The 15,094-nt window shown below is 69.6% G+C and carries 12 protein-coding genes and 1 riboswitch; of the genes, 5 read left to right on the forward strand and 7 right to left on the reverse strand.

The window, feature by feature from the left end; translation table 11 throughout:
- Positions 1 to 180 precede the first annotated feature (180 nt).
- Positions 181 to 966, forward strand: a complete 786-nt coding sequence (gene nagB / locus ACFYOU_RS00470; RefSeq protein ID WP_389765280.1) for a glucosamine-6-phosphate deaminase — start codon at positions 181 to 183, stop codon at positions 964 to 966.
- A gap of 136 nt (positions 967 to 1,102) precedes the next feature.
- Here nagB and ACFYOU_RS00475 read toward each other — a convergent pair whose 3' ends face one another.
- From ACFYOU_RS00475 to ACFYOU_RS00490, 4 genes are all read right to left on the reverse strand, one after another.
- A complete protein-coding gene (locus tag ACFYOU_RS00475) occupies positions 1,103 to 2,587 on the reverse strand; it encodes a glycoside hydrolase family 3 protein (protein WP_389765278.1) in 1,485 nt (494 codons plus the stop codon).
- A gap of 7 nt (positions 2,588 to 2,594) precedes the next feature.
- Positions 2,595 to 3,425: a carbohydrate ABC transporter permease gene (locus ACFYOU_RS00480; protein ID WP_385491835.1), complete on the reverse strand. Its 831-nt coding sequence runs from the start codon at positions 3,423 to 3,425 to the stop codon at positions 2,595 to 2,597.
- Positions 3,422 to 4,438, reverse strand: a complete 1,017-nt coding sequence (locus tag ACFYOU_RS00485; protein WP_389765276.1) for a carbohydrate ABC transporter permease — start codon at positions 4,436 to 4,438, stop codon at positions 3,422 to 3,424. The genes ACFYOU_RS00480 and ACFYOU_RS00485 overlap by 4 nt, the downstream gene beginning before the upstream one ends.
- A 164-nt stretch (positions 4,439 to 4,602) precedes the next feature.
- Positions 4,603 to 5,880: an extracellular solute-binding protein gene (locus ACFYOU_RS00490; protein WP_391302360.1), complete on the reverse strand. Its 1,278-nt coding sequence runs from the start codon at positions 5,878 to 5,880 to the stop codon at positions 4,603 to 4,605.
- A 307-nt stretch (positions 5,881 to 6,187) separates the two neighbouring features.
- On the opposite strand from ACFYOU_RS00490, the gene ACFYOU_RS00495 reads away from it, so the two are divergent.
- From ACFYOU_RS00495 to ACFYOU_RS00505, 3 genes are all read left to right on the forward strand, one after another.
- A complete protein-coding gene (locus ACFYOU_RS00495; protein ID WP_385492375.1) occupies positions 6,188 to 6,943 on the forward strand; it encodes a GntR family transcriptional regulator in 756 nt (251 codons plus the stop codon).
- 567 nt (positions 6,944 to 7,510) lie between these two features.
- Positions 7,511 to 7,588: riboswitch (cobalamin riboswitch) on the forward strand.
- A 160-nt stretch (positions 7,589 to 7,748) separates the two neighbouring features.
- Positions 7,749 to 10,205: a ribonucleoside-diphosphate reductase subunit alpha gene (locus ACFYOU_RS00500; RefSeq protein ID WP_391302362.1), complete on the forward strand. Its 2,457-nt coding sequence runs from the start codon at positions 7,749 to 7,751 to the stop codon at positions 10,203 to 10,205.
- On the forward strand, positions 10,205 to 11,242 hold the full coding sequence (locus tag ACFYOU_RS00505; protein WP_387010680.1) for a ribonucleotide-diphosphate reductase subunit beta: 1,038 nt from the start codon (positions 10,205 to 10,207) through the stop codon (positions 11,240 to 11,242). Before ACFYOU_RS00500 ends, ACFYOU_RS00505 begins: the two co-directional genes overlap by 1 nt.
- A 13-nt stretch (positions 11,243 to 11,255) precedes the next feature.
- Here ACFYOU_RS00505 and ACFYOU_RS00510 read toward each other — a convergent pair whose 3' ends face one another.
- Positions 11,256 to 11,447 (reverse strand): hypothetical protein, encoded by a 192-nt coding sequence (locus ACFYOU_RS00510; RefSeq protein ID WP_391302364.1) that lies wholly within the window; start codon positions 11,445 to 11,447, stop codon positions 11,256 to 11,258.
- 92 nt (positions 11,448 to 11,539) lie between these two features.
- Between ACFYOU_RS00510 and ACFYOU_RS00515 the strand changes: the two genes are divergently transcribed.
- Positions 11,540 to 12,514 carry a helix-turn-helix domain-containing protein gene (locus ACFYOU_RS00515; protein ID WP_391302366.1) on the forward strand — a complete coding sequence of 325 codons (975 nt, stop codon included), beginning with the start codon at positions 11,540 to 11,542 and terminating at the stop codon, positions 12,512 to 12,514.
- 65 nt (positions 12,515 to 12,579) lie between these two features.
- Here the strand turns inward: ACFYOU_RS00515 and ACFYOU_RS00520 are convergent, their stop codons facing one another.
- Positions 12,580 to 13,959: a cytochrome P450 gene (locus ACFYOU_RS00520; protein ID WP_391302368.1), complete on the reverse strand. Its 1,380-nt coding sequence runs from the start codon at positions 13,957 to 13,959 to the stop codon at positions 12,580 to 12,582.
- Positions 13,956 to 15,050 (reverse strand): epi-isozizaene synthase, encoded by a 1,095-nt coding sequence (gene cyc1, locus ACFYOU_RS00525; RefSeq protein WP_391302370.1) that lies wholly within the window; start codon positions 15,048 to 15,050, stop codon positions 13,956 to 13,958. The genes ACFYOU_RS00520 and cyc1 overlap by 4 nt, the downstream gene beginning before the upstream one ends.
- Positions 15,051 to 15,094: the final 44 nt, after the last annotated feature.

Genomic DNA, 15,094 nt, shown 5'->3' on the forward strand with positions numbered 1-15,094 from the left:
GCGGCGGGCCCCTTCCCATTCCACTCCCCCCGGGCGTCCGGCGCCCGCCCGGAGCGTTCCGGCACCCGTCCGCGCAGCACGTCCCCCGAACCCCCGCACAGCAGGGCAGTTCTGCTAGATTGGTCTATACCACATGGCGTATTTCCATCCGTGTTCGCTCTCCAGATCGGCAGGCTCAGAGTGGAAGTTGTGATCGTCCCGGACGCGGCAGCAGGCGGCGAACTCATCGCCGAGGCCATGGCGGCGTTGCTGCGACGCAAGCCCGACGCGGTCCTCGGTGTCGCCACCGGTTCCACCCCGCTCCCCGTCTACCGGGCGCTGGAGGCCAAGGTCCGCGCCGGACAGGCCGAGGTCGGGCGGGCGCGCATAGCCCAGCTCGACGAGTACGTCGGACTGCCCGCCGAGCACCCGGAGTCCTACCGTTCCGTGCTCCGCCGGGAGGTCCTGGAGCCGCTCGGCATCGGCGCCGACGCCTTCCTGGGCCCGGACGGGGCCGCCGAGGACGTCGCCGCGGCCTGTGCCGCGTACGAGACGGCGCTCGCCGACGCGGGCGGGGTGGACCTCCAACTGCTCGGGATCGGCACCGACGGGCACATCGGGTTCAACGAGCCCTGTTCCTCGCTCGCTTCCCGGACCCGGATCAAGACGCTCACCGAGCAGACCCGCGTCGACAACGCGCGCTTCTTCGACGGTGACATCGAGCAGGTCCCGCACCACGTGATCACCCAGGGCATCGGGACCATCCTGGACGCCCGCCACCTGGTGCTGCTCGCCACCGGTGAGGGCAAGGCGGAGGCCGTCGCCGCGACCGTCGAGGGCCCCGTCGCCGCGGTGTGCCCCGCCTCGGCCCTGCAACTGCACCCGCACGCCACGGTCGTGGTGGACGAGGCCGCCGCCTCCAAGCTGAAGCTCGCCGGTTACTTCCGGCACACCTTCGCGGCCAAGCCCGCCTGGCAGGGCATCTGAGCGGCCCGCACCCGGCACGACGAAGGCGCCGGGCGTCCCCTTGAGCGGGGGCGCCCGGCGCCTTCGTGTGCGCGGTGGGTGCCGTACGGCGAAACAGGCCCCCGTACCGAGCCCCAACTCGGTACGGGGGTCTGGCTCAGTGGGTGGTGGTCAGCGCCTCGGCGGCGGCCGTTCCACAGACCCGGGCGGCACCGTGCGTGGCGACGTACAGCGAGCCGACGGGGGTCGACTGCGGCACGCCCATCTCCACCACGACCGTGTCCGGTCGGGCCGCGACCAGGGTCGCGACGGCGTCCCGCATCCACGGGTGGCGGTGGGCGTCCCGGACCACGGCGACGATCCGCCGGTCCCCGGCCGCCTTCAGCGCCGCCTCGCCGGACGCGTCACCGGTGAAGCCCTCGCCCTCGGTGCCGGGCAGCAGCGCCCGGAGTTCGGCGGCGACGCCCCACGGGGTCTCGTCCCCGACGGCGATGTTGGCCTCCGGGGTGAAGGTGGCCACGAACGGCGTCCCCGTCACGGGCCCGGAGTAGCCGTCCCCGCGGGTCACCTGGAGCGCACGGCGCGCGGCGACCAGACCGACGTCGGCCTTGACGCCGGCGCCCTGCACCTCGGTGGTGCGCGTCCAGGCGGCCAGCGCCCGGACCCGGGCCGCCGCGTCGGCGAGCCGCTCCTCGGGAAGGTCACCGGTGCGCACGGCGGAGACGAGTGCGTCCCGCAGCCGCAGGACGGTGTCCTCGTCGTTCAGTCCGCCGCCGACGCAGATCGCGTCCGCGCCCGCCGCGATGGCGAGCACGCTGCCGCGCTCGATGCCGTACGTGCCGGCGATGGCCTGCATCTCCATGCCGTCGGTGACGATCAGGCCGTCGTAACCGAGTTCCTCGCGCAGCAGGCCCGTCAGGATGCGGCGGGACAGCGTGGCGGGGCGCTCGGCGTCCAGCGCGGGGACCAGGATGTGGGCGCTCATCACCGACCGGGAACCGGCCGCGATGGCCGCCAGGAACGGTGCGAGGTCCCGGGCGCGCAGGGTCTCCAGGTCCACGTCGATGCGGGGCAGCGCGTGGTGCGAGTCGACCGCGGTGTCACCGTGGCCGGGGAAGTGCTTGGTGCACGCGGCGACCCCGGCGGACTGGAGCCCCTCGACGTACGCGGCGGTGTGCCGCGCCACCAGGTCGGTGCCGGCGCCGAAGGAACGGACGCCGATGACCGGGTTGTCGGGGTTGGCGTTGACGTCCGCGGACGGCGCCCAGTTGAGGTTGACCCCGCACTCGGCGAGGCGGCGGCCCAGCTCGTGGGCGACCGCGCGGGTGAGGTCGACGTCGTCGACCGCGCCGAGTGCGTGGTTGCCCGGGAAGGACGAACCGTCGCGCACTTCGAGGCGGGTGACGTCGCCGCCCTCCTCGTCGATGGCGACCAGCACGTCGCCCCGCTCGGCGCGCAACTGTGCGGTCAGCGCGGCGAGTTGTTCGGGGGTGTGGATGTTCCGGCCGAACAGTCCTACGGAGGCGAGCCCTTCGCCGAGCCTGCGCAGCAGCCAGTCGGGTGCACTGGTGCCGTCGAAGCCGGGCTGGAGGACGGTGAGTGCGTCCTTGGTGAGGGTGTCGGTGGTGGCGAGTGTCGTCATCGGATGGCTATCCCTTCACTGCGCCTTCGGTGAGGCCGCTGACGGCCTTGCGCTGGAGGTAGACGAAGAGGACGAGAACCGGGATGGCGAAGATGCTGGAGGCCGCCATGGTGGCGCCCCAGTCGTCCCCGAAGACGGTCCGGAAGCTGGAGAGCCAGATCGGGAGCGTCTGTGATTCGAGGTCCTTGTTGAGGATCAGGACCATCGCGAACTCGTTCCAGGCCGTGATGAATCCGAACAGCGAGGTGGCCATCAGACCCGGCGCCAACAGCGGGAAGATGACCTTCACGAACGCCTGCGGCCGGGTGCAGCCGTCGACCATGGCGGACTCCTCCAGCTCCTTCGGCACGGCGGCGACGTAGCCGCGCAGCGTCAGGATGGTGAAGGGCAGCACCATGACCATGTAGAAGATGGTCAGCGGGACGAGGCTGTTCAGCATCTCCGCGTCGCGCACGATCATGTAGACCGCGATGACCATGACCTCCCAGGGCGCCATCTGCGCGATCATGACCGCGAGGATGAAGCCGCGCCGGCCCTTGAACCGCATCCGGGCGAGCGCGAAGGAGGCGAAGAGCGCGATGAGGAGGGAGAGCACGACCGCGAGGGTCGTCACCGTGAGCGAGTTGCGGACCAGGGTCCAGAACCCTTCGGCGTCCGACGCGGTCTTGAAGTGCTCGAACGTCGGGCTGGTCGGGAACCAGACCGGCGTGTCCGTGACGATGTCACTGGACTTCTTGAACGCCGTGGCGAACATCCAGTAGACGGGGAACGCGAAGACGACGAAGAGGACGATCGACGTTGCGTTGGGCCAGAACCTGGCCAGGAAGGAGCGCTTCACAGCTCGTCCTCCTCTTGCTTGATCACCGTGCGCAGGTAGTAGCTGGTCATGCCGAGCAGGACCAGGATGGTGAGGATCGAGATCGCCGCACCCATGCCGAAGTGCTGGTTGCCGAAGCCCTCGATGTAGGCGTAGACGGGCAGCGTCTCGGTAAGGCGGTCCGGCTTGCCCTGGTTGATGGCGAAGACCTGGGCGAAGGACTTGAACACCCAGATGACTTCGAGGAAGAGCGTGGCCCACAGGAAGGGCTTCAGGAACGGGAAGGTCACCGTCCGGAAGATCTTCAAGGAGTCGGCACCGTCCAGCGCCGCGGCCTCGTACAGCTCCCGCGGAATGGTGGTGGTGGCCGCGTAGAGGTTGATCGCCACGAAGGGGATCGACTGCCAGACGATCAGCAGGGTCACCACGGCGAAGGTGGAGAACTGGGTGCCGAGCCAGTTGTGGTCGGCCATGTCTTCGAAGCCGAGCTGGACGAAGACGTAGTTGATCACGCCGAAGCGCTGGGCGAACAGCCACTGGAAGACCGTGGTGGCCGCGATGATCGGCATGGCCCAGGCGAGCACCAGACCGAGCAGCAGGGTGATCCGCATCCGCTTGCCGAGGCGGGCGAGCAGCAGACCGATCAGGGTGCCGAGCACCATGATCAGGACGACGTTGACCGCGGTGAAGACGAACGAGCGGACGACGACCCGCCAGAACTCCTCGTTGGTCAGCGTCTCCTTGTAGTTCTCGATCCCGTTCCACTCGGTGAGGTGGAGGATCAGCTGCTTGGGGTTGAGGTTCTGGAACGACAGCATGCCGTTCTTCACCAACGGCCAGCCGAGCAGCACGATGGTGACGACCGTCGCCGGCAGCAGCAGCAGGTAGGGGGTGAACGAACCGCGTCCGCCCGGCCGTCTCTGGCCGCCTCCGCCGTTCTTGGTGGCGCTCCCCGCGCCGCGAGGCGGTGGGGCCTCGCCCTTCTGGACGCCGGACACCCCGCCCGCGTCCGCTTGTTCCGTCTGCACTGACATCGTCGCCGTCTCTTCCGTGGCTGTACGTTTCGATGCGGGTGCTCACCCCGCCCTCGGGGGCGCACACCGGTGCGCCCGGGGGCGGCGGGCCGGTCTTTCCTCAGGTCACCTCAGGGGTGTCCTTCTGGCTCCGGACCCGCCGCACCCGGGGCGCGGGGGGTGAGTCAGTTCTTCTTGGCGAGACGCTCGTTGATCTCCTTGTCGGCGTCCTTCGCGGCGTCGGCGTGCGACTTACCGTTGAGGACGGCCGTCATGTAGTCCTTGATCGGGTTCGGGACGTTCTCGACCGCGGCCCACTCGGGGATCAACGGGGTGGTGCCACCGAACGCGGCGGCCGGGGCGGCGGCGTCGAGGCCGGCGTTGTTGCCCTTGACCTTGGGCAGGAGCGACGCCTTGTTCGGCGTGAAGCCCATCTGCTTGGAGAAGGAGATCTGGTGCTCGTCGGCCAGCGCGATCTTCAGGAACTCCTTGGCGAGGTCCTGGTTCTTGCTGCGCAGCGGCACGGCGAGGTTGGAGCCGCCCAGGAAGACGCTCTCGGGCTTCTCGGCGGTCTCACCCGGGATGGTGAAGTAGCCGATGTCCTTCTCGATCTTCGGGTTGGCCTTGACGGCGATGGTCGCCTCGGAGGCGTTGCCGATGAAGGCGGCCGTCTTGCCGGCGGCGAAGACATCGGCCTGCTGCGGGGTGGCCTCGTCCTTGTCCTTGGGGGCCTTGGAGTAGGAGGCGTACTTCTTGTACAGCTCCATCGCCTCGCCGACCTTCGGGTCGGACAGGTTGGAGACGTACTTGTCGCCTTCCTTCTTCACCAGGTCGGCGCCCTTGCCGATGATCAGGCCGTCGAGGAAGTACCAGTTCTGACCCGCCATGTACAGCGGCTCGGCCTTGGTCTTCTCCTTGATGGTGTCGAGCGCCTTGAAGAACTCGTCACGCGTCTTCGGCGTGTCCTTCAGACCGGCCTCGGCCCAGATCTTCTTGTTGTAGAGGACGACGCGGTTGGCGAAGTACCACGGCACCGCGTACTGCTTGTCGTTGTAGATCGAGGACTTGTTGAGGGCCTCGGTCCACTCGCCGCCGATCTCGCTCTTGAGGTCGCCCAGCTCGGCCAGGCCCTCAGTCGAGGCGTACGCCGGGGTCTGGGTGTTGCCGATCTCGATGACGTCCGGCGGGGTGGACTCGGAGAGCGCGGTGGTGATCTTCTGCTGGATGCCGTTCCAGACCTGGGATTCCCACTTGATCTTCGAGCCGGTCTTCTTCTCGAAGGCGTCCCCGACGGCCTTCTTCCACGGGTCCGGCGTCGAGCCGTCCATGGACCAGACGACCAGGGTCTTCCCCTTGGTGGAGCCCCCGGAGCCCCCCTCGTCCTTCTTGTCGTCGCTGCCGCACGCCGCGACCGAGAACACCATGCCCGCGACACCGATCGCCGCAATGAGCTTGCGCTTCACGTCACCCTCCTCAGGATGCATACCCCCCACACCCACAGCGAATGACTACAGCGAGAAACTGAAGCTCGTGGGACTGGGACCTGGCCTTTAATGGTGTAGACCAGTACCGGGAGCTTGGCCTAGACCTTTAGGGGTGTCAAGGGTGTATAAGAAGGGCTGTCACGTCCGTTATCGGACCGACACCTGAGGGGGCTCGGCTCACTCCGGGCACGCCGTGCCACGATGTGAGCCGCTACAGACGGAGGAGCCGGTGGCGGCAGCAGCACGAGAGCCGGAAAGGCGGACGATGGCCAGCGAGGTTACCCGGATGGGTACGTCCGCGACGACGGAAACGGCGACCCCAGGTCGTACCGCACGCGTGCCAAAGTACTACCGGCTGAAGAAGCATCTGCTCGACATGACCGAAACGCTGACACCGGGAACCCCGGTCCCACCGGAACGGACACTCGCGGCAGAGTTCGACACCTCCCGGACCACGGTACGCCAGGCGCTCCAGGAACTGGTGGTCGAGGGGCGCCTGGAACGCATCCAGGGCAAGGGCACGTTCGTCGCCAAGCCCAAGGTCTCCCAGGCCCTCCAGCTCACCTCGTACACCGAGGACATGCGGGCCCAGGGCCTGGAGCCGACCTCCCAACTGCTCGACATCGGGTACATCACCGCCGATGACACGCTCGCGGGCCTGCTGGACATCACCACCGGCGGCCGGGTGCTGCGGATCGAGCGGCTGCGCCTGGCGAGCGGCGAACCCATGGCGATCGAGACCACCCACCTGTCGGCCAAGCGCTTCCCCGCGCTGCGCCGGTCCCTGGTGAAGTACACCTCCCTCTACACCGCGCTCGCCGAGGTCTACGGCGTCCGTCTCGCGGAGGCCGAGGAGACCATCGAGACCTCCCTCGCCACCCCGCGCGAGGCCGGGTTGCTCAGCACGGACGTGGGCCTGCCGATGCTGATGCTGTCCCGCCACTCCCTGGACGGCGAGGGCCGCCCGGTGGAGTGGGTGCGCTCGGTGTACCGGGGCGACCGCTACAAGTTCGTGGCCCGGCTCAAGCGCCCGCAGGACTGACCCCCTCCCCGGCGGGCCGCACGCCCGGGCCCGCCGGGGACCCCGAACGACACCCCGCACCGCGGACGGACGCCGCGCCCCGGCCGGGGCGACACCCGTCCCCCTGCTGCCCCAGGGGCCCCGGACCCGCCACCTGGACGGGCACCCGGCGAATGGCGTAGACGGGCCGCCGACCTCCGATCCGGAGCCGGATCGACCAAGTTGTCTGGACCTTTGTCGCCACCGCCAAGCCGGGCCGCAGGACCCGCCGGACGTCACCCACCGTGACGGCGACCCCACCGCCGACGGCTCGCACCACCCGCCGTCGAAGGCCGCCGAGGGCCCCTCGGCGGGGCGCCGCGAGGCGTCCGCCCACCCGGCGCCGGGCACCGTCCGGACGCCCCTCCCAGCCCCCGCCACACCCCGCGAACACCCCTCGACTGCGGTCGGCCCGGGGTGCGTTCGCACGTGCCGCACCGGGGCCGACACCGCGCACCGCCAAGGTGCCGCGCGCCACACAGACACAACATGTGGGCTCCGTATCGAGGGCCAACACAAGATGTATGCTCATGCTCGCCGCCACCACAGGGGAATCCGGTGCGAATCCGGAACTGTCCCGCAACGGTGTGATCGGTGTGCTTTCGCACACCCACGAGTCCGATGACCTGATGGTGGCGCACCCGTTCCGACCGGTCCGGGTGGAGATGAGACGTCCGGGCCTCGTGGACTGGGTTGGTGGACGCGGCGTACCGCCTTCGGGCGGCACGCCCGCGTGCCCGCTGCCCACCTCCCCGCCAGGCCCGTGCCCAGCGAGGGAGAGCTACACGTGACCATCGCGCCAGCCGATCCGGCGTCAGTCGTCGATCAGGCTCCTGCGACCGAGCCGGCCGGACCGGCCGGGGGCCCGGGACCCGAGCGGACCGACGGCCCCGGGGCCGCGTTGCTGCGGACCCTGACCGACCTCACCGCCGACCTCCCCGACGCCGACCCCGGCCGGGTCGCCGCGGCGGCGCTGCGCGGCCGGTCCGCCCACGCCGACGAGGCCGAGCTGCGCGAACTCGCCACCGAGGCCGCGGCCGGCCTCATCTCCGAGGACCCGGCGTACTCCCGCCTCGCCGCCCGTCTCCTCACGATCACGATCACCGCCGAAGCCGCCTCGCAGGGGGTGCGCACCTTCTCCGAGTCGGTCGCCACCGGGCACCGCGAAGGGCTGATCGCCGACCGCACCGCCGCCTTCGTCGTCCGGCACACCGAGCGCCTGGACGCGCTGATCGACCGCACCGCCGACGACCGGTTCGGGTACTTCGGCCTGCGCACCCTGCACAGCCGCTACCTGCTGCGCCACCCGCTCACCCGCAAGGTCGTGGAGACCCCGCAGCACTTCCTGCTGCGCGTGGCCTCCGGTCTCGCCGAGGACGACGGCGACCGTGCGGTGGACGAGGTCGCCTCGCTGTACGGCCTGATGAGCCGCCTCGACTACCTGCCCTCCTCGCCGACCCTGTTCAACTCCGGCACCCGGCACCCGCAGATGTCGTCCTGCTACCTGCTGGACTCCCCCAACGACGAGCTGGACTCCATCTACGACCGGTACCACCAGGTCGCGCGGCTGTCGAAGCACGCGGGCGGCATCGGTCTGTCGTACTCCCGCATCCGTTCCCGCGGCTCCCTGATCCGCGGCACCAACGGCCACTCCAACGGCATCGTCCCCTTCCTCAAAACGCTCGACGCCTCCGTGGCCGCCGTCAACCAGGGCGGGCGCCGCAAGGGTGCGGCGGCCGTCTACCTGGAGACCTGGCACTCCGACATCGAGGAGTTCCTGGAGCTGCGGGACAACACCGGTGAGGACGCCCGGCGCACCCACAACCTGAACCTCGCGCACTGGGTGCCCGACGAGTTCATGCGCCGGGTCGCCGAGGACGGCGTCTGGTCGCTGTTCTCCCCCTCGGACGTGCCCGAACTGGTCGACCTGTGGGGCGACGCGTTCGACACCGCGTACCGTGCCGCGGAGGCCGCCGGGCTCGCCCGCAAGACCATCCCGGCGCGCGACCTGTACGGGCGCATGATGCGGACGCTGGCGCAGACCGGCAACGGCTGGATGACGTTCAAGGACGCCGCCAACCGCACCGCCAACCAGACCGCCGAGCCCGGCCACACCGTCCACTCCTCCAACCTCTGCACGGAGATCCTGGAGGTCACGGACGACGGCGAGACGGCCGTGTGCAACCTGGGTTCGGTGAACCTCGGCGCGTTCGTCACCGGGGTGCGCACGCCCGGCGCGGACCCCGCCGACGCCATCGACTGGGACCGGTTGGACGCCGCCGTCCGCACCGCGGTCACCTTCCTCGACCGCGTGGTGGACATCAACTTCTACCCGACCGAGCAGGCCGGCCGCTCCAACTCCCGCTGGCGGCCGGTGGGTCTGGGCGCCATGGGCCTCCAGGACGTGTTCTTCCAGCTGCGGCTGCCCTTCGACTCCGCCGAGGCCCGCGCGCTGTCCACCCGGATCGCCGAGCGCATCATGCTGATCGCGTACGAGGCGTCCGCCGACCTCGCCGAGCGGTCCGGCCCGTTCCCCGCCTGGGACAAGACCCGCACCGCCCGGGGCGTGCTCCACCCCGACCACTACGGGGTGGAACTGCACTGGGCCGAGCGGTGGGCGGCGCTGCGCGCGCGGATCGCCGTCACCGGGATGCGCAACTCGCTGCTGCTGGCCATCGCGCCGACCGCGACCATCGCGTCCATCGCCGGGGTCTACGAGTGCATCGAGCCCCAGGTGTCCAACCTGTTCAAGCGCGAAACGCTCAGCGGTGAGTTCCTCCAGGTCAACTCCTACCTGGTGCGGGACCTCAAGGAGCTGGGCGTGTGGGACGCGCGGACCCGCGAGGCGCTGCGCGAGTCCAGCGGATCGGTGCAGGACTTCCCGTGGATCCCCGAGGAGGTGCGGGCGCTGTACCGCACCGCGTGGGAGATCCCGCAGCGCGGTCTGATCGACATGGCCGCCGACCGCACCCCGTTCCTGGACCAGTCGCAGTCGCTGAACCTGTTCCTGGAGACGCCGACCATCGGCAAGCTCAGCTCGATGTACGCGTACGCGTGGAAGTCGGGTCTGAAGACCACGTACTACCTGCGGTCGCGTCCGGCGACCCGGATCGCCCGCGCGGCCGGTTCGTCCACCGCCGAGCGCCCCGCCCCCACCCCGATCCCCGTGCAGCAGGCCGCGCCCGACGCGGACGCCGTCGCCTGCTCCCTGGAGAACCCCGAGTCCTGCGAGGCATGCCAGTAATGACCGTCCCCACCCAGGCCACCCGCGGCGGCCGTGCCCAGAACCTGCTGGACCCGGGCTTCGAGCTGACGCTGCGGCCGATGCGCTACCCGGACTTCTACGAGCGCTACCGCGACGCCATCAAGAACACCTGGACCGTCGAGGAGGTGGACCTCCACTCGGACGTCGCCGACCTCGCGAAGCTGTCGCCGGGCGAGCAGCACATGATCGGGCGGCTGGTGGCCTTCTTCGCCACCGGCGACTCGATCGTCGCCAACAACCTCGTCCTCACGCTCTACAAGCACATCAACTCCCCGGAGGCGCGGCTGTACCTGTCGCGCCAGCTCTTCGAGGAGGCCGTGCACGTCCAGTTCTACCTGACGCTGCTCGACACGTACCTGCCCGACCCGGACGACCGGGCCGCCGCGTTCGCCGCCGTCGAGAACATCCCCTCCATCCGCGAGAAGGCAGAGTTCTGCTTCAAGTGGATGGACTCGGTGGAGAAGCTCGACCAGTTGGAGAGCCAGTCGGACCGCCGGCGGTTCCTGCTCAACCTGATCTGCTTCGCCGCCTGCATCGAGGGCCTGTTCTTCTACGGGGCGTTCGCCTACGTCTACTGGCTCCGCTCGCGCGGTCTGCTGCACGGGCTCGCGACCGGCACCAACTGGGTGTTCCGCGACGAGACGATGCACATGAGCTTCGCCTTCGAGGTGGTCGACACGGTGCGCAAGGAGGAGCCGGAGCTGTTCGACGACGCGCTCCAGCAGCAGGTCACCGACATGCTGCGGGAGGCCGTGGAGGCCGAGCTCCAGTTCGCCCGCGACCTGTGCGGCGAGGGCCTGCCCGGGATGAACACCGAGTCGATGCGGCAGTACCTGGAGTGCGTGGCCGACCAGCGCCTGCAGCGCCTCGGCTTCGCGCCGGTGTACGGCTCCGAGAACCCGTTCGCGTTCATGGAGCTCCAGGGCGTCCAGGAGCTGACCAACTTCTTCGAGCGCCGTCCCTCCGCCTACCAGGTGGCGGTGGAGGGCTCGGTCGGCTTCGACGACGACTTCTAGTCGTCCGGCGGCCCTAGGCCGCGAGGTCCAGGGAACGGCCCGGCGCCCCTTCGGGGTGACCGGGCCGTTCCTCGTCCCCCGACCCTCTCTCGGCGGCCCGCAGCTCCCGGTCGATACGGCGTTCGTGCAGGTAGCCGGGGAGGGAGGGGGCCAGGAGGAGGGCGAGGACGAACGTGACGGTGAGGTAGTTCAGCAAGGTGTCCATGCCTTCACTGTCCCGCCCGGGCCGCCTCCGCGTCAGTGGCAGAAGTGCCATGCACCCTCGACTTCCTGCCACCCCGCGCGCACACTGACCGCATGCTGAACAACGTGGCCGTGGTGCTCCTCGACGGGGTGCACCCCTTCGAACTGGGCGTCGTCTGCGAGGTCTTCGGCCTCGACCGCAGCGATCAGGGGCTGCCCGTCTACGACTTCGCGGTGGTCTCCGGCGAGGGTCCGGTACTGACCACCCACGCGGGCTTCTCGGTCCGGGTGGAGCACGGCCTCGAACGGCTGGAGGAGGCCGACCTCATCACGATCCCGGCCGGCGAACAGTACGGCAGTCGGGAGTTCCCCGAACCGCTGCTCGACGCGCTGCGGCAGGCCACCGAGCGCGGCACCCGGGTGCTGTCGGTGTGTTCGGGGGTCTTCGTGCTCGGTGCGGCCGGGCTCCTCGACGACCGGCGCTGCGCGGCGCACTGGCGGCACGCCGACGAACTCGCCGTCCGCTTCCCCCGCGCCCGGGTGGAACGGGACGTGCTGTACGTGGACGAGAACCCGGTGATCACCTCGGCGGGTTCGGCCGCCGGGATCGACTCCTGTCTGCACATCGTCCGGCAGGAGCACGGCTCCGAGGTCGCCAACGCCATCGCCCGTCGGATGGTGGTGCCGCCGCACCGCGACGGCGGGCAGGCCCAGTACATCAAGCGGCCGATGCCCACCGCCCGGTGCGACACGGTGGGCGAGGTGCTGGTGTGGATGGGCCGCAACCTCGACCGGACGGTGACCGTCGAAGAGTTGGCGGACCGGGCCCACCTGTCCGCGCGGACGTTCGCCCGACGGTTCCGCCAGGAGACCGGCACCACCCCGTACCGCTGGCTGCTGCAACAACGGGTCCTGCTGGCACAGGAGTTGCTGGAGGAGACCGATGAGACGGTCGACTCGGTCGCCGGCCGCGCCGGCTTCGGGAACGCGGCCACGCTGCGTCACCACTTCCTCCGGGTGCTGGGCACCACCCCTCACGCCTACCGCCGCACCTTCCGCGGCCCCGTCACCCTGGAGACCACGAGCTGATCCCCGGCCCCGGTGGCCGGCCCCGCCGGGGCCGGCCACCGGCCACTCACACCCGGGCCACCGGCTCAGACGTCCCGCAGGGCGACCGCCCGCAGTCTCAGCCGCCGCGGCTGGAGCGTGATTCCGATGCGGGGCGCCGTATCGGTCTCGGGCAGCGGGGCGAAACTCCACCGCGGGGCGACCGTCGCCAGGATGATCGCCATCTCGGCCATGCTGAAGTGGTCCCCGGGGCACTTGCGGTTGCCGGTGCCGAACGGCATCATCGCCTGCCGTCCCGCGTCGGCGACCCGCTCGGGAAGCCACCGGTCCGGGTCGAACTCCAGGTGCCGCACGAAAGCCCGGGGGTCCCGCTGCATCGCATAGGGGCTGTACACGATGTCCGCCCCGGCCGGAATGCGGTACCCACCGAGTACGGAATCGGCCACCGCCCGCCGGGTCAATATCCATACGGCGGGCCGTACGCGCATCGCCTCGGTGATGACATTCCGGGTGTGCGTCAGCCGGGGCAGGTCACCGAAAACAACCTGACGTCCACCGGTGACGTTCCGGACCTCGGCCCGCAGGCGGTTTTCCTCCGCGGGGTGCTCGGCCAGCAACTGGAACGTCCACGTCAGTGTCGAGGCAACGTTTTCCGCGCCCGCCACAAGGAGGGAAACCGTCTGATCGTGGACCTCCTGCTCGCCCAGGGCTTCACCGTTTTCGTCCTTTGCCGCGAGCAATGCGGAGAGGAGATCTTCACGGTCCGTGGCCGAGTTGCGGCGCTCCGCCACGATCTCGTCGACAAGGCAGTGCAGATCGGCCAGTGCGTCTTCGAATCGGCGGTGCGCCGGTAGCGGGAGTTTGTAGAACGGCCCCGCCGACAGCACCATGCGCCGGTACAGCCCGCCGAAGACGGTGTGCAGCGAACTGCTGAGCCGTTCCGCGCGCTCGTCGATCGACTCGACGTGCAACAGCGAACGGGCCACGATCCGCACCGCGGTGCGGAACACCTCGTCGCCGAGGTCGACGGCGGCGCCGGGCCGCCACCGCCCGGCCATGGCGCGGGCCTCCTGCTCCATCACGGCCGCGTGCTCCGCGATCCGGTCCGCCCGGAACGCGGGCTGGATCATCCGCCGTTGGCGCCGGTGGACCTGACCGTTGCTGGTGGCGACGCCCTTGCCGATGAGCAGTTCCATGGTGTCCCACAGCGGACCGCCGACCACGAAGTCGGGGCTCTTGAGCAGTGTGGCCACGAGCGCCGGATCGCACACCGCGTACGCCGCCCGGGGGCCCAGTCTGATCCGCACCAGTTCGCCGCTGCCGCGCAGTCCGGCGAGGAAGCCGAGCGGGTCGCGCACGAGGTTCCACGCGTGCCCGAGGAGGGGCGCACCGCCCCCCGCCCAGGGCGGCGGGGGTGCGCCCGGCGCACCCCGGTCCGCCGTTGCGGTGCTGGGGCCCTCGGTCATTGCTCTCCTCCCGGCGCGGGCGGCTCGCCCTGGTCGCTGACGTACGGCGGTGTGGAGCGGTCGGCCCAGCTGTCGACCTGGTAACGCCCCGACTCGTGGTGGAACCAGTACACGGAACTGATCCAGTTCCGCATGTTCGACACATTCAGCTCGACCGCGGCGGCCAAGGGTTCTCCGCGCCAGGTTCCGTCTCTCAATCCCCGGACGAGATCGCCCACCTCCCGTTCCGCGTCCAGGAATTCCGTAATGCAGTCACCCACCCTGCGGCGCACCTCTGCCACAGCGTCCTCCAAAGTCATTCCTTCATGTCGGATGAGACTGATGCCGAGATTGTGGTACTCATCACCCGCTATTTCCTTGGGCAAGGAGCAGAGGTCGTTGTACCAGGCGGCGAAATTCTGGCAGGCGAGCCCTGCCCGCCGATACGCGGAATGTTCTCGGACGTGCTGCGGAATTTCGTACCGCGCAGCGGGCTCCAGAAGATCGAGCCAGATCCAGTGGGCAAAGGTGAGGCGGCGGAGTTCCAGATACTCGTCGACGGTCGGAACCTGACCGGTCGTCCGGTTCTGGAATTCGGTGTCATACGCCTCGATCACCTCGTGGAAGTGCCCGGAGAACCGGGCGTTCCAACTCTCGCCGAGGAACGAGTACAACCGGACCATGCTGTCCGCGAACGCAGCGACCAGTGCGTCCTCGTGGTGCAGGTGGTGCCACGGCGCATCGAGCGCTTCGTGGAGTCGCTGACGGAGCCGGCCCCAGGCCGCGCCCCGGCCGTGCACGACGTCGCGGTCGTGACGATCGTCCCAGACGAAGAACCACGCGCTGTAATCGGCAATTGCCTGGAGCACATCCGTGGGCGCGCCGATGTAGTAGCCGGCCATCAGATCCGTGTAGCGCAGCCCGTCCGCATACCTGGCGACCTTGTCGGCCGGCATGAGTCGCTTTTCCAGAAGCCAGGCGCGCGTGACCTCCTGGAGTTCTGGCCAATACGGGTGCACCTGCCGTGGAAACTGCTCCTCGATCACCGGAAGCGCGAGTGCCGGTGGAACTGCGATCTGCGTCGTTGTGGTGCTGTGGGAGAAAGCAGGCACGAGCGTCCCCTCTCAGTCGGCCTTACCCACACGGTAGGGCGCAC

The organism is Streptomyces sp. NPDC005955 (genome assembly GCF_042871255.1).
In the GTDB taxonomy this organism is placed as follows: Bacteria; Actinomycetota; Actinomycetes; order Streptomycetales; family Streptomycetaceae; genus Streptomyces.